Raw genomic sequence first — 23,301 nt, forward strand, 5'->3', positions numbered from 1 at the left:
TCCGGCCCTCAGCCTGGTGTCTCCTCAGTTCCGGTTCTCCTCCGGTGGTGCCGCGGTCAGTCGGTGCCCGGTCGGCCTACTGGCCGCCCTTCTGGACGAAGGCCCGCACGAACTCTTCGGCGTTGGACTCGAGGACGCCGTCGATCTCGTCGAGGAGGTCATCCACGCCCTGGGTCGCGGCTGAGGCCTGGGCCTCGGGCGCCGCCGGCGGCGCCGGGATGTCCTCTTCGACCTCAGTGTCGCGGGACTGCGGCTGCTGCTGCTCCTGGCCTGCCATCGTTATCTCCTTCGTGTCGTCCCACTGCTCTAACCCACTGTTTTGTCCCACTGTCTGCCCCGTGGTGCGTGGGACATCCTGTAAGCAATATTGCCACGCCCGGGCCCCGCGCGGGGGTCTTTGCGGTTACGAACCGGGGGTCAGTCCCAGCAGCTCCGCCAGGAACGGTCCGGCCTCATGGTGCCGGGCGAACAGGCCGCCGGTCAGGGCCTCCGTGCCGCGCAGTGGTTCCCGGGTGGGGACCCGCTGCAGCTTCCCGCGGCCGGGCAGGTCGAAGATCACCGAGTCCCAGCTCGCCCCCACCAGGTCCTTGCCGAAACGGCTGACGCAGCGCCCGCGGAAGAACGCCCGGGTGTCCGTCGGCGGCTCCGTCGCTGCGCGCGCGATCGCTTCGTCGTCGACGAGCCGCTGCATCCGCTCGCGGGCCAGCAGCCGGTAGTAGAGCCCCTTCTCCGGGCGGATGTCCGCCCACTGCAGGTCCACCAGGCCCAGCCGGGCGTCCGACCACTCCAGCCCGTCGCGTTGACGGTAGCCCTCCAGCAGGGAGAGCTTGGCCAGCCATTCCACGGTCGACGCGGCGGCCGTCCGGTCGCTGTCCAGCGCGGTGAGGGTCGCGGACCAGCGCTCAAGCACCTCATGCGTGTGCCCGTCGCCGTCGACGGCGTCCGCGACGCCGGTGTCCTGCGCGAGTTTCGCGGCAGCCTCGAAGTACATCCATTGCAGGTCCAGCGCGGTGACGCGGCGCCCGTCGAGCAGCCGCAGGGTCGCGGTCAGCGAGGTGTCGTGGCTGACCGACTGCAGGGCCGCCACCGGCTCGTGGACTTCGATCCGGGGCGCCAGGCCCGCCTCGATCAAGCTCAGGACCATGGCGGTGCTGCCGAACTTGAGGAAATTGGAGCCCTGGCTGAGGTTCGCATCGCCGATGATGACGTGCAGGCGGCGGTACTTGTCCGCGGTGGCGTGCGGCTCGTCCCTGGTATTGATGATGGGGCGGCGGATGGTCGTTTCGAGCCCGACCTCGGTTTCGAAGAAGTCCGCCCTTTGGCTGATCTGGTAGCCGGACCGGGAGCTGTCCTGGCCCAGTCCGACGCGGCCGGCGCCGCAGATGATCTGGCGTGTGACGAAGAACGGCGTAAGCCCGCGCACGATTTCCGCGAAGGGGACCGAGCGGGGCATCAGGTAGTTCTCATGCGAGCCGTACGAGACCGACTTGTTGTCCGTGTTGTTCTTGTACAGGTTGATCGGCGGCAGGTCAGGGTCCGCGGCCAGGCGGCGGACAGCGGCGAGGGCCACAAGGTCCCCGGCGGCGTCCCAGATGACCGCGTCACGCGGACTGGTGACTTCCGGGCTGGAGTATTCCGGGTGGGCGTGGTCGACGTAGAGCCGCGCGCCGTTGCCGAGCACCATGTTCATGAGCAGGGAACCGGATTCGTCCTCACCGTCGTGGTCCAGCTCGGCGCGGCCGTACGCCAGGGCGATCGCCTCGGCGTCCAGGGCCGGCGGCCGGTCGGTGAGCTGTTCGGGCTCGGCCGCGCTCCGCTCAAGGGTCCAGCCCCGGGCATCGTGCAGGGGCTCCTCGTCGGTATAGTCCCAGCGCGTTTCCGCGCCGCCGGCTGCGCGCTGCCGCGTCACCTGGGCGTAGGCCTGGATGACCCGGGCCGACATCATGGTGGCGTTGGCGCCCGGCGCGGAGGGCGCGTGGATGCCGTACTCGGTCTCCGAGCCCATCACGCGCATGGCGCCGCCAGCCGGCAGGCCTCCGGAAACCGCCGAGGAACCGGCCGTCACAGGTACTGGCCCGTGCTGGGCATCGTCTCGATGGACTTCCCGGGCTCCTGGCCGGCCTTGCCTTGGACGATGGTGCGGATGTACGTGATGCGTTCGCCCTTCTTGCCCGAAATCCGTGCCCAGTCGTCCGGGTTCGTGGTGTTGGGCATGTCCTCGTGCTCCCGGAACTCGTCAATGACGGCGCGGAGCAGATGGTCGATGCGCAAACCCTTCTGGCCGGTGGTGAGCAGGTCCTTGATGGCGGACTTCTTGGCCCGGTCCACCACGTTCTGGACCACGGCGCCGGAGTTGAAGTCCTTGAAGTAGAGCATTTCGGTGTCGCCGTTGGCGTAGGTCACCTCGAGGTACTCATTGGACTTCTCGGTGGAGTACATGGCCTCCACGGTGCGCTGGATCATGGCGTCCACGGTGGCCTGGATGTCGCCGTTATGCTCGGCCAGGTCCTGCTCATGGAAGGGCAGGTCCGTGGTGATGTACTTGTTGAAGATGTCCGCCGCGGCCTCGGCGTCGGGGCGCTGGATCTTGACCTTCACGTCCAGCCGGCCCGGGCGCAGGATCGCCGGGTCGATCATGTCCTCGCGGTTGGACGCGCCGATCACGATCACGTTGTCCAGCCGCTCGACGCCGTCGATCTCGCTGAGCAGCTGCGGCACGATCGTGGTCTCGACGTCCGAGGAGATGCCGGTGCCGCGGGTGCGGAACAGCGAATCCATCTCGTCGAAGAACACCACCACCGGGCTGCCCTCTGAGGCCTTCTCCCGGGCGCGGGCGAAGATCAGGCGGATGTGCCGTTCTGTTTCGCCGACGTACTTGTCGAGGAGTTCAGGTCCCTTGATGTTCAGGAAGTAGCTCTTCATGTCCGTCTTGCCGGCACGCTCGGCGGCCCGGGCGGCCAGAGAGTTGGCCACCGCCTTGGCGATGAGGGTCTTGCCGCAACCCGGAGGGCCGTACAGCAGGATGCCCTTGGGTGCCTTGAGGCCGTGCTCCCGGTAAAGGTCGGGGTGCAGGAACGGCAGTTCGACGGCGTCTCGGATCTGTTCGATCTGCGGGCCGAGGCCGCCGATGTCCTGGTAGGTGATGTCCGGAACTTCCTCGAGGACCAGGTTCTCCACCTCGGAGCGGGGGATCTTCTCCAGCGCGTAGCCCGTGCGGGAGTCGATTGAGAGCGCGTCACCCACCCGCAGCTTCTGGGCCAGCAGGGCGCCGGAGAGCCGGATAACGCGCTCCTCGTCGGCACGGCCCACCACGAGGGCGCGGTCGGAGCCGAGCAGTTCCTTGAGCGTGACGAGGTCACCGGCCCGCTCGTAGCCCAGTCCGGCGACCACCAGCAGGGCCTCGTTGAGCAGGACTTCCTGACCGACTGCGAGCTGGTTAATGTTCACCAGCGGGCTGATGCCGACCCGCATTTTGCGGCCGGCGTTGAAGATGTCCACGGACTCTTCAGTGGCGGCCTGCCCGCTGCTGCCGGGGGCAGCGTGCCGCTTCGGGTTCAGCTGCAGGATGGTGCCGAAGCTGTACGGCGGCTGCCCCTCCTGGTCGAGGGCGTTTTTCAGCCGCAGGATCTCCGCTTTGGCCGTCTCCAGCATGCCGACGAGTTTGGAATTGTTCTGCGTAGCGGCCGCGAGCTGACGGTCGATATGGCGGAGTTTGTCGCGCAGGATATTGACCTGGCGCTCGGCGACTGACAGCTCGGCCGCCGCGTAACGGTCAACCTCGCCTGCCACCGACGGCTCGGACCGGTCGGCCGCGCCGGCGGCCAGGTCATCGTCCTGGGCCGGCGTACGCCCGTTCTCGTTGTTGGGAGTCTCCATCATGCATCAGCCCCTTCAGTACTTCTATTAAGACCTTAGCCCCAAGACGGCGGTGCTGCTGAAGACTTCCGGAATGCGGACTAGTTCGTATCCCCGGGAGTGTCCTTGACGTTGGTGCCGGCGATCGCATCGCGGGCCGCCCGCCGCAGCTTCTTGTCCGAGACTGCCCGTTCGCCCACGGCGCCGGGAGTCCAGGCATTGACATCCTCGGCGTCGAACTCGGTCTTGGAAGGGCGGCGCTTCACGGAGATGCCGGTGACGCCGTCGGCCAGCCGGCGGGTGACCAGCAGGAAACCGGTGTGTGCCACCATCCGGTGGTCCGGACGTACGGCGAGGCCCTCAAGGTGCCAGCCGCGCACCATCGACTCCCAGGCGTCGGGCTCGGTGAAGCGGCCGTCGGCGCGGATGGCCTCGGCGGTACGGGACAGCTGCGTAACAGTCGCGACGTAGTTGATCCAGACGCCGCCGGGAGCCAGCACCGTCGCGACGGCGTCGAGGCATTCCCAGGGGGCCAGCATGTCCAGGACCACCCGGTCCACGGAGCCCGGAGCCTCGGTCCGCACGACTTCCTCCTGGAAGTCACCGAGGGTGATCTGCCACGCCGGGTGGGGGCCGCCGAAAATCGTCTCGACGTTGCCGCGGGCAATGTCCGCGAATTCCTCACGCCGCTCGAATGAGTGCAGGTAGCCGTTGTCGCCCACCGCGCGCAGCAGCGAGATGGACAGCGCGCCGGAGCCAACGCCGGCCTCAACCACGCGGGCGCCCGGGAAAATGTCCGCCATGGTCACGATCTGGCCGGCATCTTTGGGGTACACCACGGCAGCGCCGCGCGGCATGGAAAGCACGAAGTCCGACAGCAGGGGGCGCAGAGTCTGGTACTGCTGGCCGACGTTGTTCACCACAACCGAGCCATCCGGCTTGCCGATGATCTCGTCGTGGTTGAGGAAGCCGCGGTGCGTGTGGAACGCGCCGCCGGCCTCAAGGCTGATGGTGTTCATCCGGCCGCGTTCGTCGGTGAGCTGGACCCGCTCGCCCTCTCGGAACGGCCCGCGGCGCCGGTTGGCGCCCACCGGCGCAGTGGCTGTTTGGGTGGCTGTTTCAATGGCTGGCGCCACTGTGCTGTCGACGGCCGTGCTGTCCCCGCTGGGGGTCGCGTTGGCGGCGGTGTCGCTGCTCATGGAATGTTCCTCGCTCCTGTAAAAGCTTCGGTGGCCGCGGCTGTGGCGGCTGGCACCGGCCCGTGTTCGTGGGCCGGAAAATTCACGACCGGCAGGTAACTCTACCGGTTCCGGTCCCGATTCCGGCCCTCGCCCCCGGCGGGGGTGCCCGCACTGCCGCGCTGCTGCTTTCCGGTCAGGGCATTGAGCACGGTCAGCTGCCGCAGCAGCCCCGTAACCGAGCCGCCGTCGTTGACCACCGCGTAGTCGGAGCCCTCGAGCTGGGCCAGGTACGCCAGCAGTTCGGCGCCCCGGTCGGTTTCCTTCACGTACGCGCCCGCGGTGAGCGGGTAGGCAACGGCGGTTGCCGGGGTCGTGCCGGCCAGCGCGGCTGGAACGTCGGCGGCGGCAGTTTCGTCGACGACGGCGGCGGGCCGTGCGTCCGGACCGTAAAGTACGACGGCGGGGACCCCGGCCGGTGAGTGCCGCAGCACGTCCGCCACGGTAGCGGTCTCCGGCAGTCCGAGCGCCGGTTCGGCGAGGGCGGCGGCGTCGACCAGGTGCAGCCGGCTCCGGTAGCGGGCCTGCTGGATCGAGGCGGTGGCGCCGAGCCAGAGGAAGCTGCCCACCAGGACGGTGATCAGCATCAGCGAGGTGTCCGGGCGGTTGCCGCTGAGCAGCGGCAGCGCCACGAACCAGACGGCGAGGGCGATCACGATGATCCTGCCGGCCCAGCCGGCCGCGATGGTGCCTTTTTCATGGCTGCCGGTGGCCTTCCAGACCGCGGATTCCACCAGCCGGCCGCCGTCCAGCGGCAGGCCGGGCAGCACATTGAAGACGCCGATCAGCAGGTTGGCCCAGACAAAGATGTTCGCCAGGGTATCCGCGACGCCGGTGAGCTGGCCGCCGGAGATCAGCAGCCAGCCGCCGGCCGCGAGGACCAGGTTGGCGGCGGGGCCGGCCATGGCCACCAGCACGGACCGGCCCGGTGAGGCGGTGAAGTCTTCGAACTGGGTGTGGCCGCCCCAAAGGTTAAGGACAATTTTCCGGGTGGGCCAGCGGTACAGCCGGGCGGTCAGGGCGTGGGCCAGTTCGTGGACCAGGACCGAGATCAACAGCAGCACTGAGTAGGCTAAGGCCACCAGGTAGGCCGTGGCACCGAGGCGCGGGTCGTTGTGCGCGAGTACCGGCCCATAGGCGATCACGGTGAAGGCCGCGATAGCGAACCACGAATAGGCCAGCACCACGGGGATCCCAGCGATCCGGCCGAGCGGGATTCCGCCGCGCAGGGAATATGGCCGCCCGTCGGCGTCACCCTGCGCTTTCGGCGACGACGGCTCAGTCAAGCCGGCCTCCGCTGCCCGCGCGTTCCCGTTCGAGGTTCCAGGACCCGGCGTCTGCGTGCCGCAGCGTGACGAGCTCCTCAAGGTCCGCGACGGTGCGCCCCGCGAGGGTGTCCCAGGTTGCGCGACGCGGGTCGTCGGGCAGCGGGACGATGTGCGGAATAGCCACCGTGACCACCCCGGAAGCCACGGCCGCGGCAACTCCGGGCGCCGAGTCTTCGAGCGCGACACAGTGCCGGTGGTCCAGTTCGGGGTCGTGCTGCTGCAGGAGTTCAACGGCCTTCAGGTAGGCCTCGGGGTGCGGCTTGCCCTGCGTGACGGTGTCTCCGGTGACGAGGAATTCAAAATACGGTTTGGGCAGGCTGGCAATGATCTCGCGGGCCAGGGGCGCCTCGGACATGGTCACGAGGGCGCAGCGGACGCCGGCCGTGTGCAGTTCGTCGAGCAACTCTCGAGCCCCGGGCCGCCACGGGACCGACTCCCGGACCAGGCTGACGACGTGCCCGGTGAGGGTGTCTATGATTTCGCGCTCTTCGAGTTCCACGCCGGCTTCCTGCAGGATGCCGGCCGAGAACGCCAGCGACTGTCCAACGAGCTGCATTGCCTTCTCGTGCGACCACTCTCCGCCGTGGGCCGCGACCAGGGCGTGCTCAGCCTCGATCCAGTAAGGTTCGGTGTCCACGATCGTGCCGTCCATGTCCCATAACGCGGCTTTGAGCAGGGGCTGGGAGGCTGGAGATCGCATGCCCTCCAGTCTACGGTGCGGCCCCGGCGCCTTGCCCGCGCTACGCCGTCGGCGAATTTCAGGGGACTTGCGGTGCCCGCCTGCCTGCGCTCCCCCGCAAGTTGGACGTAGGGTGAACACATGAATAGCTTCGAGCCAGACACCACCGAAACGGGCCTCACGCCCGAGCCGGAGCGGCTGCTGCAGCCCGTACCTGAGGGCCAGCGCATCACGGTGATGCTCGCGGCGTTCGAGGGATGGAACGACGCCGGCGAAGCCGCGAGCGATGCCCTGCGCTACCTGAACAAGCTTTGGGGCGGCAAGAAAGTCGGCTCGATTGACGCCGACGAGTACTACGATTTCCAGTTCACCCGGCCGACGATCCGGCGCACCGCTTCCGGCGAACGCAAGATCAAGTGGCCGTCCACCCGGATCTTCAAAGCCAGTGTCCCGGGTTCCAACGTGGACGTTATTTTCGTCCAGGGCACCGAGCCCTCGTACAAGTGGCGTGCCTACACGGCCGAACTGCTGGTGCACGCCGAGGCGCTGAAGGTGGACTACGTCATCCTGGTCGGCGCCCTGCTGGCGGATGTGCCGCACAGCCGGCCCATCCCGGTCAGCGCCTCCACGGACGATGCCGCGTTGCGGGAGCGGATGGATCTGGAAGCCTCACAGTACGAGGGTCCCGTGGGGATCGTGGGGGTGCTCGCCGAGGTGGCCCTGCTGGCCGGGCTGCCCACGGTGTCACTCTGGGCTGCCGTGCCGCACTACGTGGCACAGGCGCCCTCGCCGAAGGCGCAGCTGGCCCTGCTGCACCGGATCGAGGAACTGCTGCAGGTCCCGTTGGACACCCAGGAGCTGGTCGAGGACGCCGACGCCTGGGAGCGCGGCGTCGACGAACTCGCCACCGAGGACCCGGAGATCGCGGCCTACGTGCGCCAGCTGGAAGAGGCCAAGGACACGGCGGACCTGCCCGAGGCCAGCGGCGAGTCGATCGCGCGGGAGTTTGAGCGCTACCTCAAGCGGCGCGGCAAGGACAAACCCTAGGGTCTGACGCTTTAGAGTTCGACGCCGAGCAGGGCGTTGACGGCGTCGGACACCAGCGCCGCGTCAGCGGCCGATCCGGCGTCGGCTTCGGTTACCGGACGGGTTGCCAAGGCGACTGCGGCCCAGGCATCCACTGCGGCGAGGGCGCGAGGGGCGTCCAGGTCGTCCGAGAGCGCGGCCCGCAGTTCTTCGATGAGCGGGCCGGCGGAACCTGCCGGAGCCAGGGCCACGGCGGCGCGCCAGTTGCGCAGCCGGTCCTTGGCCTCGGCGAAGCCGTTCTCGGTCCAGTACCAGTCGCTGCGGTAGTGGTGCGCCAGGATTGCGAGCCGGATGGCGCCGGGATCCTCGCCGGCGGCCCGCAGCTTGGACACGAGCACAAGGTTGCCCTTGGACTTGCTCATCTTTTCACCGTCCAGGCCCACCATGCCGGCGTGCGCAAAGTGCTTGGCCAGCGGGACCCCGCTCAGGGAGTAGGCGTGGCCCGCCCCCATTTCGTGGTGCGGGAAGATGAGGTCGGATCCGCCGCCCTGCACCGTGAAGGGCGCGGGCAGGTACTTCTGGGCGATGACGGTGCACTCAATGTGCCAGCCGGGCCGCCCCTCCCCCAGTTCGCCGCCGGGCCAGTTGGGTTCGCCCTCCCGGGCGACCCGCCACAGCAGCGGGTCCAGAGCCTGGCGTTTCCCGGCGCGGCCGGGGTCGCCGCCGCGTTCGGCGAAGAGTTCCAGCATTTCGGCGTCGCCCAGGCCCGAGATGGAGCCCAGCGTCCAGGCGTCGCGGGCCTCGGCGGAGTGCTTCCCGGCCGCTTCGACGTCGTAGTAGACGTCGCCGTCGGGCTCGCCCGCGGCGCCGGCGACCCGGTAGGCCAGTCCGCGGCGGACGAGGGATTCGATGGCCGGGACGATCAGCGGAATGGCTTCGACGGCGCCCACATAGTTGTCCGGGGCCAGCACATTCAGGGCTTCCATGTCGGTCTGGAACAGTTCGATCTGGCTGGCGGCGAGTTCACGCCAGTCCACGCCGGTCGCCGTCGCACGCTCCAACAGCGGATCGTCGACGTCGGTGACGTTCTGGACGTAGGCGACCTGCTGGCGGCCGTCCCGCCAAGCGCGGTTGAGCAGGTCGAAGGCAACGTAGCTGGCGGCGTGGCCCATGTGGGTGGCGTCGTACGGCGTGATGCCACACACGTACATGGACTGCTGGCCCGTCGCGTCGAGGGTGACGAGTCCGCCCTTGGCGGTGTCAAAGAGTCGCAGCGCGGGCATGCGGCCCGGGAGCTGGGGAACAGGGCGGGAGGTCCAGGATTTCACAGACCAAGCCTAGTGCTAGGCGGTGATGACATTGAAACCGAGCAGCACGTACAGCGCGAGCCCCAGGCCGATCCGGTACCAGACGAAGAGACGGTAACTGCGGGTGGAAACGTATTTGAGGAACCACCCGATGATGACGTAGCCCACCACGAAGGCGATCACGGTGGCGAGGCCGGTTTCGGGCAGGCCGTACGGTCCGGTGATCCCTTCCTTCGTGACCACCTTGTACAGCTGGTAGAGGCCGCTGCCAAAGACCGCCGGGATTGCCAGCAGGAAGGAGTAGCGGGCCGCAGCTTCGCGGGTGTAGCCCATCAGCAGTCCGGCGGTGATGGTTCCGCCGGAGCGCGAGACCCCGGGAATCAGGGCCATCGCCTGGGCGAGGCCGTAGTAGATGCCGTGCTTGTAGGTGAGTTTGGTCAGGTCACGTTCCTGGCGGCCCACGGCGTCCGCGACGGCCAGGATCATGCCGAAGACGATCAGCGTGGTGGCGACGATCCACAGGCTGCGCAGGACGGATTCGATCTGGTCCTGGAAAAGCAGGCCCAGGAAGATGATCGGGAGGCTGCCCAGGATCACGAGCCAGCCCATCCGGGCGTCCGGGTTCTGCCGGGACACCCTGCCGGTGAGCGAGCCGAACCAGGCCTTCACGATCCGCACGATGTCGCGCCAGAAATAGACGATCACCGCGGTCTCGGTGCCCAGCTGGGTGATGGCGGTGAAGGCCGCCCCGGGGTCGGCCGCGTCCGGCAGGAACGCCCCCACGATCCGTAGGTGCGCGCTCGAGGAAATCGGGAGGAATTCTGTCAGTCCCTGCACAAGGCCCAGAAAGGCTGCTTCTAACCAGTTCACGTTTATAGACCCTACGTTATGAACGTTCCGGAGCATCGTAAGCTTGCAGGCATGCAGCAGCGTTATGTCGGCAACAGTGGGTTGCGTGTCTCGTCCCTTTCCCTTGGCACCATGTCGTGGGCCGGTGAGACCGATGAGCAGGATGCCTCCGCCCTGCTCCGCACCTTCGTCGACGGGGGCGGAACGCTGATTGACACCGCCGCGTCCTACGCCGGCGGCCGCGCCGAGGCACTCCTCGGCAGCATGCTGGGCGACGTGGTCGCTCGCTCAGAAGTGGTGATCTCCACCAAAGCAGGGCTGACGACGTCGGGCGGCCGGCACAGCGTCGACACCTCCCGCAACGAAATGCTGTCCGGCCTTGACGCGAGCCTGGCCAGGCTCGGCACCGACTATGTGGACCTCTGGTTGGCCCAGGCCTGGGATCCTAACGTTCCGCTGGAGGAAACCCTCTCAGCCCTGGAATTCGCCGTCCGGTCCGGCCGGGCACGCTACGCCGGTGTCTCCAATTTCAATGGCTGGCAGACCGCGAAGGCCGCCGCCGTCGCGGGCTTCCCCCTGGTCGCCTGCCAGTCCGAGTACTCGCTCCTGCAGCGCAAGCCCGAAGCCGAGTTGATTCCCGCCATCGAGGACGCCGGGCTCGGCCTGATGGCTTGGGGCCCGCTGGGGCGCGGCGTTCTGACCGGCAAGTACCGTGGCCACATTCCGGCCGACTCCCGCGCCGCGCACCAGAAGCTGGCAGGGTACGTGGAGCCGTACCTTGAAGGGAGCGCCTCCAGCGTTGTCGAGGCGGTCGCGATGGCTGCCAAGGGACTCGGCCGGACCGCACTGGACGTGTCCCTCAGCTGGTTGCTGTCACAGCATGGGGTGGCGACCGCGGTAGTGGGACCCCGGACGGCTGTCCAGCTCAAGGAGATCCTGGACGCCTCGCTGGCGCCGCTGCCGCCGGAGATTGCCGTGGCCCTGGAGGACGTCTCCGGCGGAGTCTAGGCCGCGGGCGGGAGGCGGGCTGGCTCCGCCGGCATTCAGGGTCTTATCCCAGCCGAACGTGTCACCATGGGGACATGACTCCAACACACGGTATTTCGGGTTTCTTCCGGCGTCCCCAGCCCATCAAACCCTTGGCGGGGCAAGAATCGGTGTGGGACTACCCGCGCCCGCCACGGGTCGAGCCGCGATCCGAACGCGTGGTGGTGCGGCTCGGCGGGCAGGTAATTGTGGACACGACGGATGCCGTTCGCGTCCTGGAGACGAGTCATCCCCCTGTCTACTACCTGCCAATGGACGCATTCGCTGCCGGTGTACTCGTCCCGGTCCAGGGCACCAGCTTCTGCGAGTTCAAGGGCGAGGCGCACTACTTCGACGTCGTTGGCGGTGGCGTCGTTGCTCCCCGCGCCGGGTGGGCCTACCCGGAACCCACCCGGGGCTTCGAGGCGCTCAGTAGCCGGGTGGCCCTCTACCCGGCTCAGATGGACTCCTGCACGGTCGACGGCGAGCAGGTGACCTCGCAGGAGGGCGACTTCTACGGCGGGTGGATAACCTCGCAGATCGTAGGTCCGTTCAAGGGCGGCCCCGGCACGGCCGCGTGGTGACTGACTCCCAGCTGGCGACCAGTGCGGACCGCATCGTCGCCCGCCGTAAACGTTGGAGTGCGGTGGACGGTAGTCACGACGTAGGCTGGTCAACCTCGTTGCCTATTCGGCCGCGGATGTCAGGGCCGTGGTTCCGCTGATGGCCTCGGTCTCCTGCCCGGTCCTGGTATCAAGCCGGGCGGTCTACACCGACGCGGTGGGCAGGCACGTCAACGGCGACGAGCCGCCGGAATTCGAGGCGCCGATTACGGAAGATACTCCCACAGGCCATTGCCGCGCGACTTGGCTGGAATGGAGGGATAGAGCTGGTGCCCGCCAGGGCCGACCGGGGGGGGGCCATCCGTGGCGGACGTCCATGACCTTGGATACCGCCGCGGCCCACGAGCTGGGACACACAACCCCGTCGGAAAGGGTCACGACTTACTGGCCGACGAAGTGGAGTGGGTTCGGTCCCAAACCACGGGCGGCCCTAATCCTGGATGAGTTCGAGGTCTTCCTCGTCGTCGACGTCTTCGTTTTCCTCGTCGTCATCTTCCTCGTCAATGACCTCAAGGGGTGTCACTTCGCCATACGCTTCGTAGAGGGAGTCGTCGTAGACTTCAAAGGCATCGGCAACGGCGAAGAAGGCCGCCTCGACCGCGGGGTCCCCGTCTCCCCGCCGCGCCGCTGCAGCAGCCAAGTGCTCCTCAAGGGCGGAGGTAAGGGCCTGAAGCGCGACACGCGGATCGATGCTCATGACTTCACGTTAGCCCGAAAAAGACGAAAATGGAGAGCAATGAAGGAACATTTTCTGAGCAGCTCGGTCCGTCGGGAGCGGGACTATGCGCGTCAGTACGAGTACCTCGTGCTGACGGTCAGCCCTGAGGATTCCCTGCCGGAGGCGCGACGCCTCCTTGCGGCCCACTCCGAGTACGGCAAGTGGGAGCTCGAGCGCAGCGTCCTGTACGTCGGCGGCGGACGCCGCTTCTGGTTGCGGCGCAAGGTCATCCAAGTCCAGCGGACCGTATAAAAAGCCCAGCGGACCGCCCTGGACCCCGGAGCCATGCCCGGCGGCTAACCCTCCAGCGGGCCCAGCCATGCGTTAGCTACCGTATTGTGCGCCGATTCGTCGTCGGAGGGGTGGAACATCCCCGCCAGGACGTCCCGGTAGAGGCGCTCCAGCTCGGAACCGCGGAAGTAGCTCGAGCCGCCGGAAACCCTGATCGCAAGGTCGACGACGGTGCGTGCCGTTTCGGTGGCCCGCACCTTCACCCCGACGAGTTTCGGGAACCACTGCCCGCCGTGATCAGTGAGGGCGTCGACGTCGGCCGCCACGCTCGCAAGCTGCGGGTAGAGCGCGTCCATGGCCATGGCCGCGTCCGCGACCTTCCAGCGGATGTCCGGGTCTTGGGCGTAGCTGCGGCCGCCGTTTTTGAACGAGGTGCGGCGCTTGACGGCTTCGACGCCCAACTGCAGTGCGCGCTCCCCGATCCCCGTGTAGACCGCGGCCAGCAGCGTCTCGAAGCAGGCGAAAATGGCGAAGATCAGCGGGTCCGCGTTGGGTCCAACGGGGAGCTTCCGGAAGATCCGCTCGGGCGGAACCACGGCGCCTTCGAGGACCGTGGTGTTGGACTGGCTGGCCCGCATGCCCAGCGTGTCCCAGTCGGACAGGATCTGGTAGCCGGGGGTCTCCCGATCAATGAAGCCATGCACCAGTTCGCCCTCGCCGTCCCTCCCCGCGGCGTCCTTGCCGAAGATGCCCAGCCGGGTCCACGCCGGCGAGAGGCTGGTGAAGATCTTCCGCCCGGTAAAGCCGTAGCTTCCGTCCGGCAGCGGCGTCGCCTCTGTCCTCGAGTCGAAGAGCACGGAGTCGTTCCCCGCCTCGGAGTTGCCGAAGGCAAAGATCTCGCCCTCCGCGGCATCCTTCAGGACGAAGTCCAGCGAGGAATCGCCCCGGGCCGCCAGGACATGGGCGACGCCGGTCCACACCAGGTGCATGTTGATCGCCAGGGCGGTGGCCGGTGCGGCGGCGGCCAGCCTCCGCTGCAGCTGCGCCGCCCCGGCGAGCCCCAGGCCCAGGCCGCCGTCGGACGCCGGGACGAAGATCTTCAGGTAGCCGGCGTCCGCAAGCTCGCGGAGGTCCTCCGTGAAGAAGGCGTTGTCCCGGTCGTACCCGGCCGCGCGGGCGCGGATCCGCTCCAGCAGAGCCTCGGGCAGGATGTCTTCGGGCGTCGTGCCTGTAGGTGCCATTCTCGGTGCGTTCCGCTCAGTAGTTGCTCAGGAGGGTGTTCAGCACGCGGGAGCCGAACTTGAGCGAGTCGGCCGGAACCCGCTCGTCCACTCCGTGGAACATGCCGGTGAAGTCGAGGTCGTCCGGGAGCATGAGCGGCGCAAATCCGTAGCCGGTGATGCCGAGCCGGCTCAGGGCCTTGTTGTCAGTGCCGCCCGAGAGCGTGTACGGGAGGACCTTCGCGCCGGGGTCCTCGGAGTGCAGCGCGTCGATCATGGAGTCCACGAGGTTCCCGGCGAACGGAACTTCGAGCGAGACGTCCTGATGGACGTAGCTGACATCCACTCCGGTGCCGGCAAGTTCGCGGACGATCTCGAGGACCTGTTCCTGCTGGCCGGGCAGCGTCCGGCAGTCCACGAGGGCCTCTGCGGATTCCGGGATGACGTTGTGCTTGTACCCGCCCTGGAGCAGGGTGGGGTTGGTGGTGTTCTGCAGGGTGGCGCCGACAAACCGGGCCACGGTGCCGAGTTCCTTGAGGATCTTGTCCGGATCGTCCGGATCGAACTCGACGCCGGTGAGTTCCGTCACGCCGTCCAGGAACTGCCGGGTGGTGGGGGTCAGCTCCACCGGCCAGCGGTACTCCCCGATCCGTGAGACGGCGCTGGCTAGCCGGGTGACGGCATTGTCCATGTTGATCTGGGAGCCGTGGCCGGCGCGGCCGTGAGCCACCAGCCGCAGCCAGGACAAACCCTTCTCCGCGGTCTGCAGCAGATAGGTGCGCTGTCCGCCGATGGTGGCCGAGAAGCCGCCCACTTCGGAGATCGCCTCGGTTGCGCCCTCAAAGAGTTCGGGCCGGTGTTCGACGGCGTAGCCGGCACCGTACGTGCCGCCGGCCTCCTCATCCGCGAAGAACGCGAAGATCAGGTCGCGCTTGGGCTTCCGGCCGGTCCGGGCGAAATCCCGCAACACGGAAAGGATCATTGCGTCCATGTCCTTCATGTCCACGGCGCCGCGGCCCCAGATCAGACCGTCCTTGAGTTCCGCACCAAAGGGGTCCACGGACCACTGCTCCCGCAGCGCGGGGACGACGTCGAGGTGGCCGTGGACCACGAGCGCGCTGGCAGAAGGATCCTCGCCCGCCAGCCGGGTCACCACGCTGGCGCGGCCGGGTGCGGATTCGAAGATCTCGGCGTCCAGCCCGACCTCCGTGATCAGTCCCGCGGTGTATTCGGCGGCTGCGCGCTCCCCCGGTCCGGAACCGTCACCGTAGTTGGAGGTGTCGATCCGGATCAGTTCCTGGCAGATCCGGACAACCTCGTCTTCGGGCCGAATGTCAGTCATATCGCTCCTCGTGGCAGTGGCTCAGTGCTGGCTTCAGCCTACCCACACCGCCCCGGCAGACCCCGATTATTTGTTTCCGGAATCTTCGTGTAGAGTCTTTCTCGCTGCTTCCGAGAAAAGCAAAACGCTGAAAGGCGAAATTCTTCCCGGAAATACCACCTGCGCGGGTGGCGGAATGGCAGACGCGCTAGCTTGAGGTGCTAGTCCTCGAAAGGGGGTGGGGGTTCAAGTCCCCCTCCGCGCACAACAGGAAATGCCCTGGAATCCTTCATGGATTCCGGGGCTTTTTTGTGTCCTGCGCCCACCCGATCCGGCTTCCGGTCTGCCGCCACTCTTAGGGGCCGCCGGCTGGGCCGTCGCCCCTGGCCGAACCGCCTCCAGAGGCCCCCGGATTAGGTGATGGAAAGCGCCGTGCCCGAGGGCGGCTTCCTCCCACGGGAGCTCCGGCCACGCCCTTTCAACCTCTATCCACAGTGCCCCGGTATAGGCGTCGAGAGTGTTCACGAGGGTCAGTCTCTCGGAAGCGATGCCCGCCCCTAGACGGCGAGCAGCCCGGCGGGCTTCTGTCCCGCCAGGGAGGCCAGCGCACGGGGACGCAGTTCCGGCCACTCCTCGGTCAGCAGCGACAGGATGACGAAGTCACGCCAGAGTCCGTCGACGTTCCGGGAGGATCGGCGGCGGGTGCCCTCGGCCGTGAAGCCGAACCGGACCAGCGAGGCCAGCGACCGCTGGTTGCGGGCGTCCACGTCGCATTCGATCCGTCCGGCCCCGCAGGAGAACAGCCAGTCGAGCAGCGTGATCTTGACCTCGTGGTTGACCTTAGCGCCCCAAAGGTCCGGGTCCAGCACGGTCCGGCCGATCTTTACGCGTTCGGTGGCGTCCTCGTGCTCCGTGATGCCAGTGGTCCCGACGAACCGGGACTGTCCCAGAGGCAGCTTCTGGTACACGGAAAAAACCTGCAGTCCGGCGAAACGGCGGTCCGCAAACGCCGTCAGTTCGGCCTCGCCGACGGGCCTGGCCTCGCTGTCGCTAAATCCCTGGGACCAGATTTCATCGCGGGCCAGAAGGCGCGCCAGCGGCTCGACGTCGAGAGCTGTAAAGGGTGCCAGGACGAACCTGCCGGAGACCGTCTGAAGGGTCGGCAGGGTGTCGGGAAGGAGCAGCGCCATTGCGGCCTTTCTGGTGCGCGGTAATGCGTCCGGGAGGGGGGAAACGAGGGGCATATTTGTCCGCGAATTTCAGGCGGCAAGTGAAATTATCACCCCGGTGCCCCACCTCGCAACGACACGCTGGCGGGAGGCATCCCCGGGTCCAAGGTGCACCGTCCGGAACCTGCGCGGAAATCGCGGCACCCCGCTAAGGCACGTAGCGCCGCGCAGCCCTCGACATTGCCGTGGCCGTCTCTGCGGCCTACTACGCGTCCGACAGCCCGGGCCTCGTCCGCGTGCCCGGCCGGAGGGCTTGCTGTACCCTGCTCAGAAGGGAACGGAACCTGGCATTCTCCGGTAGCTCTTCGATGAGGACGACGCCGTCCGGTCCGGCGAGCGGAATGCACCAGTTGGGATACTCCGTGCTGGTGCCCGGCTGGTTCTGCGTACGGGTCTCCCCGACGGCATCGACCAGCGCCACGCCCAGCAACGACGACGGCGTAAGGGCGGTGAATGCGTACAGGGCCTCGACGGTGGCCTGCACCCCTGCCGCAGGCTCCCGGTCCGGTAGCAGTCCGCGCTCCCGCACGAGGGCCAGGACCTCTTCCTGCTCTGCCGCGTCGGCGGCCCGTTCCTCCGCGACCGGACGCCGCAGCAGCCCGAGCGACTCCCGCAGCGTGACATGAGCGCCGGCCAGGTAGCCGGCGGTGGGTGGCAGATCGTGGGTGTTGACGCTCGTGAGGCACTCCTGCCGGTAGCGTTCAGGCGCCAGCGGTCCGGCGTCGTCGCGTTCGAACCACAGGATGGAGGTGCCAAAGATTCCCCGTTCGGCGAGGTAGTCCCGCACCCAGGGTTCGAAGACGCCCAGGTCCTCGCCGATCACGACGGCCCCCGCACGCTGGGCCTCCAGGGCGAGAATCCCGATCAGGGCTTCATGGTCGTAGTACACATAAGTGCCCTCGCCTGGCCCGGCACCCTCTGGGATCCACCAGAGCCGGAACAGGCCCAGCACGTGGTCCACCCGGATCCCGCCGGCGTGGCGCAGCACGGTCCGCAGCATGTCTCGGTAGGCGGCGTAACCGGATTCCGCCAGCCTCGCCGGATGCCACGGCGGCTGGGTCCAGTTTTGGCCCTGCTGGTTGAACATGTCCGGCGGCGCGCCCACCGTCACACCCTGTGCGAGGGCGCCGGAGAGCGCCCACGCGTCGGCGCCACCGAGCTTCACACCGACCGCCAGATCGTGCACGATCCCGATATCCATGCCGGACCGCCTGGCCGCGTCCTGTGCCGACTCCAGTTGCTGGTCGCAGATCCATTGCAGCCAGCGGTGGAAATCGATCCGGTCCGCGAGCGCCGTCCGTTGGGCCGTGGCGTACCCGGTGTCCGGGGCGGATGCGGCGTCGTCCCAGTCGTGGGCCGACGGGCCAAGGGACTCCGCGAGGGCCGACCACAGGGCGAAGTCGTCGAGCCCCTGCCCCTGGTCACGGCAGAAATCGCTGAACTGCCGCGAGCGGGCCGGGCCCCGGCGGACGCGGAACACCAACTCGAGCGCGGCGAGCTTGGCTTCATAACTGGCGTTGCGGTCCAGCAGCCCCGCCTCCCGGTTGGCGAGCTGCAGGTGCGAGGCCAGCCGCTCCGTCTCCGCCAGGGACCGGGGGTCCAGATAGGCGTACTCCGGTATCTCCTCCACCCGGATGTACAGCGGGTTGAAGAAGCGCCGGGTGGTGGGCAGGTACGGCGAGTCCTCCACCGGCGGACGGGGCTCCGCGGCGTGCAGTGGGTTGACCAGGACGAATCCCGCTCCCTCGGTGCCGGCCACAGCGGCAAGGTCGGCCAGATCGGCGAAGTCGCCAATCCCCCAGGAACGCGAGGAGCGCACCGAGTAGAGCTGGGCCGTGAGTCCCCAGCTGCGGCGCCCTGCCAGCGCCTCGGTGGTACGCAGCCGCTGCGGGGTCACCACCAGGGGACACTCCGAACGGGTGCCGGCGGCGTCGGCCCAGACGGTGTGCCAGCCCAGCGGCAGGCCGTCCGGAGTACTAAAGCTCGCCCGCCCGGTGAGCACACCATCGACCTCGCGGGGCGCCTCCCAGTTCTCCAGTTGCGCTGCCTCGTGCCGCGTGCCGTCCTCCGTGACAACCCATACGCTGACGTGGCTGCCGTGCGGCACGTGGACCTCTAAAGCCGCCGCAGCACCCTCGCGTGCCACCACGATGGGCGGCAGGAGCCGGCGCCAGGGAGCCACGTCCGCGTCGGCCAGTGCAGCCCGCAACTGCGCCGGGCTGTCGGCGGCGATGCCCAGGGCGGTGAGGACACGGCGCAGGGTGCTGCTGGCGACGGGGCGTTCCACGCCGTCCCAGCCCCAATAGGAGGTGCCCACCCCGTGGGCCGCGGCCAGTTCGCGTAAGAGGGCCTCGGTGTCGTGCGCCGGGTCCGGGTGCCCGCCGTGTGGCTCTGTGCTGTCCGTCATGGGTGCGTCAGCCGTTGACCGGGTGAGCCGGCGGCTCGGTGCTGTGCTGGGTGGCCTGGACGTGGGTCTCTCCCACCAGTTCGTGCAGCCCGGCGACGGAGTCGGCCAGGTTGAGCCCGGACGACTCCACGATGAAGGGCATCAAGAGCCGGTTCTCCTTGTCCAGGTGCAGGGCGAACACCTCGCCGATTGCGCCCGCGGCGACGGCGGCGTCGACCCCCTGCGCGGCCCGGAGCCGTTCGACCAGCCCGACGATTACCTGGTGTTCGGCGAGCATGGCCGCCACCAGCAGCCGTCCCTCCGGTGTGTCCCCGGCTCCGCTGTACAGCGGCCCCTCCTCGGCGAGCGCGTGCGGGACGAGTTCGGTCTCGCACCACTCGACCAGCACCTCGTGGGCGTCGTGCTCCGTCAACGTGTCGTGCGCTTTCACCGCCTGGGTGAGGGCGGCGACTAAGGCGTGGAGTCGTTTGAGCATCCCCGCATGGTGGGTCTCCACGGCCGCGAGCGCCCGGGCTTCGTCCCCTGAGTTCTTGGGAACCGGCGTGTCCATGGCTTCTCCCTTGCTGGGCGGAACGTTGTTCCGGCTGGATCTGGTCCAACTGTACGGCCGGTAGGGTTCCCGGGAACAGGCCTTTCGCCCCGGGCAAGTATCCGGCCACAGCCTCCGCCCGCCCCCGTTTCGTCGCCGGGCAGCCAGCCGCGCTAGCCTTACATCCTATGGTTGACGTCGAACGGTTCAGGGTCCTCCTCACCGAGGAGCGCGAGCGGAAGCTAGCCCTGCTACCCGCCCTCCGCAAGGACATCACCTCAGTGAACGCCGCCCGGCAGGACTCCAACGTCGACGACGAACACGATCCGGAGGGCGCGACGATCGCCTTCGAACTCTCCCAGGCCTCCGCGTTGCTCGAACAGAGCAGGGCGGGGCTCGCCCAGATCGAGGCAGCCCTGGCCCGCATCGACGCCGGCAGTTACGGGATCTGCGAAGTCTGCGGCGGCCCCATCGCCGAGGGCCGGTTGGAAGCCAGGCCGTGGACGCCCTACTGCATCCGGCACAGCGCCGGGCGCGCCTAACAGGGAAGGCGTAAGACTCCCCATGAGCATGGACGCAACAACCCTCGCTGCCAACGACCTCGCCGGGACGTGGTGGCAGCGGATCCTCGGCGGCTTCAGCCACTCCCCCGCGCCGGTGGTGACCGGCACCGAGCTGCTGCTGATCATCGCGGTCGCCGTCACACTGTCCCTGCCGCGCGTGAGTTGGCGGTACTTCGGCCTGCTCGCCACCGTGACCCATGAGCTCGGCCATGCCTTCGCCGCCCTGATGACCGGGCAGCGGCTTGGCGGTATCAGGCTGAGCCTGGACCACTCCGGCACCACCACGAGCTACAGCCGGCGCCCGCTCGCCGCGGTCTGGTCGACGTTCTGGGGCTACCCGGTGCCGGCCGTCGTTGGCGCCGCCATGGTGTGGTCCGGCTTCAACGGCTGGGGGCCCGCGGCCATGTCGGTGGGCACCCTCCTGCTGCTGGTTTCCTTCCTCTTCCTGCGCAACGGCATCGGGGTGCTGATCACGGCGGCTGCAGTCCTCGCCGCGGCGCTCCTTGTCCTGTTCGTCCCGGCCGAATTCATCGGGCACGTGATGATCGGCCTGGGCATCGCGCTGCTCGTGGCTGCCGTCCGTGACCTGGGCAAACTGGCAGCGGTGCATTCGAGGCACCGGAACCGTCTCTCGACGTCGGACGCGTACCTGCTGTCCCGCGCAACACGCGTCCCCGCAGCGGTCTGGATCGTTCTCTTCGCCGCCGTGGTGGCCGCCTCCTGGTGGTTCGCCTGGCAGCCGATGGTGCAGGTGTTCGCCACACTCCGGCAGGGCACGGGTCCTTTCCCGGCTTAGGCTGGGACCATGAACACGACACACACCGACGACCCGGCCTTCAGTACCCGGGGCGCCTACGTCACCGGCGGTGCGGAATTCAACCGTGACACCAACTACATCGAAGACCGGATCACCCGCGACGGCTCCCCCGGGGCGAACGGGGAACCCGGATGGCCCGTCGAAGCCGGCCGGTACCGGCTGGTCGCCGCGCGCGCCTGCCCCTGGGCCAACCGGACCGTGATTGTCCGGCGGCTCCTCGGCCTCGAGGACGTAATCTCGCTCGGCCAGCCCGGACCCACCCACGACGCCCGCTCCTGGACCTTCGACCTCGATCCCGGCGGCAAGGACCCCGTCTTGGGCATTGAACGCATCCAGGAGGCCTACTTCCGCCGGTTCCCGGACTACCCCCGGGGCATCACGGTGCCGGCCATCGTTGACGTGCCCAGCGGCGCCGTCGTGACCAACAACTTCCCCCAGATCACCCTCGACTTCTCCACCGAGTGGACCGAGTTCCACCGCCAGGGTGCCCCGGACCTTCATCCGGAGGCCCTTCGCGAGGAGATCGACGCCGTCAACAAACGCGTCTTCACGGAGGTCAACAACGGCGTCTACCGCTGCGGCTTCGCAGGCTCCCAGGAGGCGTACGACGCCGCCTACGACCGGCTCTGGACGGCACTCGACTGGCTTGAGCAGCGCCTCACCGGACAGCGGTACCTGGTGGGCGACACGATCACCGAGGCCGACGTGCGGCTATTCACCACCTTGGCCCGTTTCGACGCCGTCTACCACGGGCACTTCAAGTGCAACCGCCAGAAGCTCAGCGAAATGCCGGCACTGTGGGCTTACGCACGGGACCTCTTCCAGACGCCCGGTTTCGGCGACACGACGGACTTCGTGCAGATCAAACAGCACTATTACATCGTCCACGAGGACATCAACCCCACCGGAATCGTCCCCAAGGGGCCGGAACTGGGCAACTGGCTCTCGGAACACGGCCGTGAAGCCCTCGGCGGACGCCCCTTCGGCGACGGCACGCCCCCCGGGCCGGTCCGCGCCGGCGAAGAGGTCACCCCCGGGCACGGCGCAGGCTAAGCCCCGGCCGGCCCCGCCCGGCCTTCCGGCAGGGTGTCCGGCGCGGCAGTCCAGGCGGCGCTAGGGTGGGGCCATGGATCTCTCCACCGGGCCCCGTCCCACGTCGTCGGTCGCAGCACCAGCCCCGCCCCGGTCCGTCGGAACCGCCGCCCCGGAGTTCCGGGCCGTACGCGAACTCTTCGACTCGTTCCTTGCGCAGGATCCGGAATACAGTGCGCAGCTGGCGGTGTACCGGGCCGGCACGAAGGTCCTGAACCTCGCCGGCGGCCCAGGACTTTGCCCGGACGACATCACCGGCACTTACTCGTGTTCCAAGGGCGCCGCTGGGCTCGTCATCGGGCTGTTGGTCCAGGACGGCCTGCTCGACCTGGACGCCACCGTCGTGTCCTACTGGCCGGAGTTCGGCGAGCACGGCAAGGACCGGCTGACCGTTCGGCAGGCCCTCTCCCACCAGGCGGGCCTGCCGGGCATCGCGGGCGGCTTCGCCCTCGAGGACTTCCCGACGCCGAAAGCGGCGCGGGCCCTGGCCGCCGCCCTCCCCTTGTGGCGCCCGGGAAACGCCTTCGGGTACCACGCGCTGACCATCGGCATCCTGATGGAGGAGCTCTGCCGCCGGGTCGCCGGGATTTCCCTCCAGGACCTCTACGACGAACGCGTCCGCCGCCCCTTCGGGATCGACTTCTTCCTAGGCCTGCCTCCGGAGGAGGAATCGCGCTACCGCGAGGTGCTCTACACCGAGGACCCGGCCGCCGCCTGGCTGGATCCGCTCGGCTACGCGGGACTGAACAGCAACGCAGCGGTCAGCACCATCATGGAGCTGCCCAACCACCGCGTAATCCGCGCCGGCGGCATGAGCAGTGCCGGCGGGGTGGGCTCCGCCGAAGGACTGGCGCGGCTCTACGCCGCGGCCACCACCGGCGTCGAGGGCCGTCCCGGGTTCCTGACACCCCGGACCGTCTGCCTGATGGCCGAGGAACAGGTGTGGGGCCTTGACCGCTCCTCAGGACAGGACAACGCCTTCGCCGTGGTCTTCATGAAGCCACAGCCGGGCCGCGATTTCGGCAGCCACCTCGCCTTCGGCCATGAGGGTGCCAATGCCGCCCTGGGATTCGCCGATCCCTGCTACGGAATAGGTTTCGGCTACGTTCCCCGGCGCAGTGAGGAAGGCCGCACCAACGGTAGGGCGCAACGCCTCTCCGCCGCGGTACGGCAGGCCTGCGCAGCCTCCTGAGGCCATCCCTGAGTCCCCGCCACGGGGTTCGTCCAGTTGTCGCAGCAGCGC

Annotated in this window: 22 protein-coding genes and 1 tRNA gene; 9 read left to right on the forward strand and 14 right to left on the reverse strand. The window is 68.2% G+C overall.

From position 1 onward, the window contains the following. Positions 1-76 precede the first annotated feature (76 nt). The 6 genes from ACZ5Z0_RS01415 to ACZ5Z0_RS01440 all read right to left on the reverse strand — a co-directional run bounded on the left by ACZ5Z0_RS01415 (position 77) and on the right by ACZ5Z0_RS01440 (position 7,121). A complete protein-coding gene (locus tag ACZ5Z0_RS01415) occupies positions 77-277 on the reverse strand; it encodes a ubiquitin-like protein Pup (RefSeq protein ID WP_146337557.1) in 201 nt (66 codons plus the stop codon). Positions 278-403: 126 nt separating this feature from the next. Next, positions 404-2,014: a depupylase/deamidase Dop gene (dop, locus tag ACZ5Z0_RS01420; protein ID WP_464110675.1), complete on the reverse strand. Its 1,611-nt coding sequence runs from the start codon at positions 2,012-2,014 to the stop codon at positions 404-406. Between the two features lie 47 nt (positions 2,015-2,061). Then, a complete protein-coding gene (arc, locus tag ACZ5Z0_RS01425; protein ID WP_464109573.1) occupies positions 2,062-3,879 on the reverse strand; it encodes a proteasome ATPase in 1,818 nt (605 codons plus the stop codon). Between the two features lie 77 nt (positions 3,880-3,956). Next, a complete protein-coding gene (locus tag ACZ5Z0_RS01430; protein WP_464109574.1) occupies positions 3,957-5,054 on the reverse strand; it encodes a tRNA (adenine-N1)-methyltransferase in 1,098 nt (365 codons plus the stop codon). Between the two features lie 101 nt (positions 5,055-5,155). Continuing rightward, positions 5,156-6,379: a site-2 protease family protein gene (locus tag ACZ5Z0_RS01435; protein WP_464109575.1), complete on the reverse strand. Its 1,224-nt coding sequence runs from the start codon at positions 6,377-6,379 to the stop codon at positions 5,156-5,158. Further along, entirely contained in the window at positions 6,372-7,121 is a 750-nt protein-coding gene (locus tag ACZ5Z0_RS01440) for an HAD family hydrolase (RefSeq protein WP_464109576.1), read from the reverse strand. Before ACZ5Z0_RS01440 ends, ACZ5Z0_RS01435 begins: the two co-directional genes overlap by 8 nt. Before the next feature lie 120 nt (positions 7,122-7,241). On the opposite strand from ACZ5Z0_RS01440, the gene ACZ5Z0_RS01445 reads away from it, so the two are divergent. Beyond that, positions 7,242-8,147: a PAC2 family protein gene (locus ACZ5Z0_RS01445; RefSeq protein WP_464109577.1), complete on the forward strand. Its 906-nt coding sequence runs from the start codon at positions 7,242-7,244 to the stop codon at positions 8,145-8,147. 11 nt (positions 8,148-8,158) lie between these two features. Here ACZ5Z0_RS01445 and mshC read toward each other — a convergent pair whose 3' ends face one another. Beyond that, positions 8,159-9,454 (reverse strand): cysteine--1-D-myo-inosityl 2-amino-2-deoxy-alpha-D-glucopyranoside ligase, encoded by a 1,296-nt coding sequence (gene mshC, locus ACZ5Z0_RS01450; protein ID WP_464109578.1) that lies wholly within the window; start codon positions 9,452-9,454, stop codon positions 8,159-8,161. A 15-nt stretch (positions 9,455-9,469) separates the two neighbouring features. Continuing rightward, the gene (locus ACZ5Z0_RS01455) at positions 9,470-10,303 is read right to left on the reverse strand and encodes an undecaprenyl-diphosphate phosphatase (protein ID WP_464109579.1); all 834 of its coding nucleotides are present in this window, start codon (positions 10,301-10,303) and stop codon (positions 9,470-9,472) included. 51 nt (positions 10,304-10,354) lie between these two features. Between ACZ5Z0_RS01455 and ACZ5Z0_RS01460 the strand changes: the two genes are divergently transcribed. Continuing rightward, positions 10,355-11,290 carry an aldo/keto reductase gene (locus ACZ5Z0_RS01460; RefSeq protein ID WP_464109580.1) on the forward strand — a complete coding sequence of 312 codons (936 nt, stop codon included), beginning with the start codon at positions 10,355-10,357 and terminating at the stop codon, positions 11,288-11,290. Positions 11,291-11,364: 74 nt separating this feature from the next. Next, positions 11,365-11,892, forward strand: a complete 528-nt coding sequence (locus ACZ5Z0_RS01465; protein WP_464109581.1) for a DUF427 domain-containing protein — start codon at positions 11,365-11,367, stop codon at positions 11,890-11,892. 469 nt (positions 11,893-12,361) lie between these two features. Here ACZ5Z0_RS01465 and ACZ5Z0_RS01470 read toward each other — a convergent pair whose 3' ends face one another. Further along, positions 12,362-12,628, reverse strand: a complete 267-nt coding sequence (locus ACZ5Z0_RS01470) for a hypothetical protein (RefSeq protein ID WP_138769331.1) — start codon at positions 12,626-12,628, stop codon at positions 12,362-12,364. Positions 12,629-12,667: 39 nt separating this feature from the next. On the opposite strand from ACZ5Z0_RS01470, the gene ACZ5Z0_RS01475 reads away from it, so the two are divergent. Then, positions 12,668-12,901 (forward strand): DUF5703 family protein, encoded by a 234-nt coding sequence (locus ACZ5Z0_RS01475; protein WP_138769332.1) that lies wholly within the window; start codon positions 12,668-12,670, stop codon positions 12,899-12,901. A 44-nt stretch (positions 12,902-12,945) separates the two neighbouring features. Here ACZ5Z0_RS01475 and ACZ5Z0_RS01480 read toward each other — a convergent pair whose 3' ends face one another. Together ACZ5Z0_RS01480 and ACZ5Z0_RS01485 are read right to left on the reverse strand one after the other, a co-directional pair. Continuing rightward, positions 12,946-14,121 carry an acyl-CoA dehydrogenase family protein gene (locus ACZ5Z0_RS01480; RefSeq protein WP_464109582.1) on the reverse strand — a complete coding sequence of 392 codons (1,176 nt, stop codon included), beginning with the start codon at positions 14,119-14,121 and terminating at the stop codon, positions 12,946-12,948. Between the two features lie 16 nt (positions 14,122-14,137). After that, positions 14,138-15,442, reverse strand: coding sequence for a M20/M25/M40 family metallo-hydrolase (locus tag ACZ5Z0_RS01485; RefSeq protein ID WP_464109583.1), 1,305 nt, complete (start codon positions 15,440-15,442; stop codon positions 14,138-14,140). 161 nt (positions 15,443-15,603) lie between these two features. Between ACZ5Z0_RS01485 and ACZ5Z0_RS01490 the strand changes: the two genes are divergently transcribed. Then, positions 15,604-15,686: transfer RNA gene (locus ACZ5Z0_RS01490), tRNA-Leu, on the forward strand. Between the two features lie 292 nt (positions 15,687-15,978). Here ACZ5Z0_RS01490 and ACZ5Z0_RS01495 read toward each other — a convergent pair. The 3 genes from ACZ5Z0_RS01495 to ACZ5Z0_RS01505 all read right to left on the reverse strand — a co-directional run bounded on the left by ACZ5Z0_RS01495 (position 15,979) and on the right by ACZ5Z0_RS01505 (position 19,607). After that, positions 15,979-16,611 (reverse strand): GNAT family N-acetyltransferase, encoded by a 633-nt coding sequence (locus tag ACZ5Z0_RS01495; protein WP_464109584.1) that lies wholly within the window; start codon positions 16,609-16,611, stop codon positions 15,979-15,981. A 244-nt stretch (positions 16,612-16,855) separates the two neighbouring features. Continuing rightward, positions 16,856-19,057: a 4-alpha-glucanotransferase gene (gene malQ, locus ACZ5Z0_RS01500; RefSeq protein ID WP_464109585.1), complete on the reverse strand. Its 2,202-nt coding sequence runs from the start codon at positions 19,055-19,057 to the stop codon at positions 16,856-16,858. Between the two features lie 7 nt (positions 19,058-19,064). After that, positions 19,065-19,607, reverse strand: coding sequence for a hemerythrin domain-containing protein (locus ACZ5Z0_RS01505; RefSeq protein ID WP_464109586.1), 543 nt, complete (start codon positions 19,605-19,607; stop codon positions 19,065-19,067). A gap of 167 nt (positions 19,608-19,774) precedes the next feature. On the opposite strand from ACZ5Z0_RS01505, the gene ACZ5Z0_RS01510 reads away from it, so the two are divergent. The 4 genes from ACZ5Z0_RS01510 (at position 19,775) to ACZ5Z0_RS01525 (ending at position 23,250) form a co-directional block, all read left to right on the forward strand. After that, positions 19,775-20,128, forward strand: a complete 354-nt coding sequence (locus tag ACZ5Z0_RS01510; RefSeq protein WP_464109587.1) for a TraR/DksA family transcriptional regulator — start codon at positions 19,775-19,777, stop codon at positions 20,126-20,128. A gap of 28 nt (positions 20,129-20,156) precedes the next feature. Continuing rightward, the gene (locus ACZ5Z0_RS01515; RefSeq protein ID WP_464109588.1) at positions 20,157-20,945 is read left to right on the forward strand and encodes a M50 family metallopeptidase; all 789 of its coding nucleotides are present in this window, start codon (positions 20,157-20,159) and stop codon (positions 20,943-20,945) included. A gap of 9 nt (positions 20,946-20,954) precedes the next feature. Further along, positions 20,955-22,019: a glutathione S-transferase family protein gene (locus ACZ5Z0_RS01520; RefSeq protein WP_464109589.1), complete on the forward strand. Its 1,065-nt coding sequence runs from the start codon at positions 20,955-20,957 to the stop codon at positions 22,017-22,019. Positions 22,020-22,092: 73 nt separating this feature from the next. Next, the gene (locus ACZ5Z0_RS01525; RefSeq protein WP_464109590.1) at positions 22,093-23,250 is read left to right on the forward strand and encodes a serine hydrolase domain-containing protein; all 1,158 of its coding nucleotides are present in this window, start codon (positions 22,093-22,095) and stop codon (positions 23,248-23,250) included. Positions 23,251-23,301: the final 51 nt, after the last annotated feature.

This window comes from Arthrobacter sp. T2-23, from assembly GCF_055398325.1.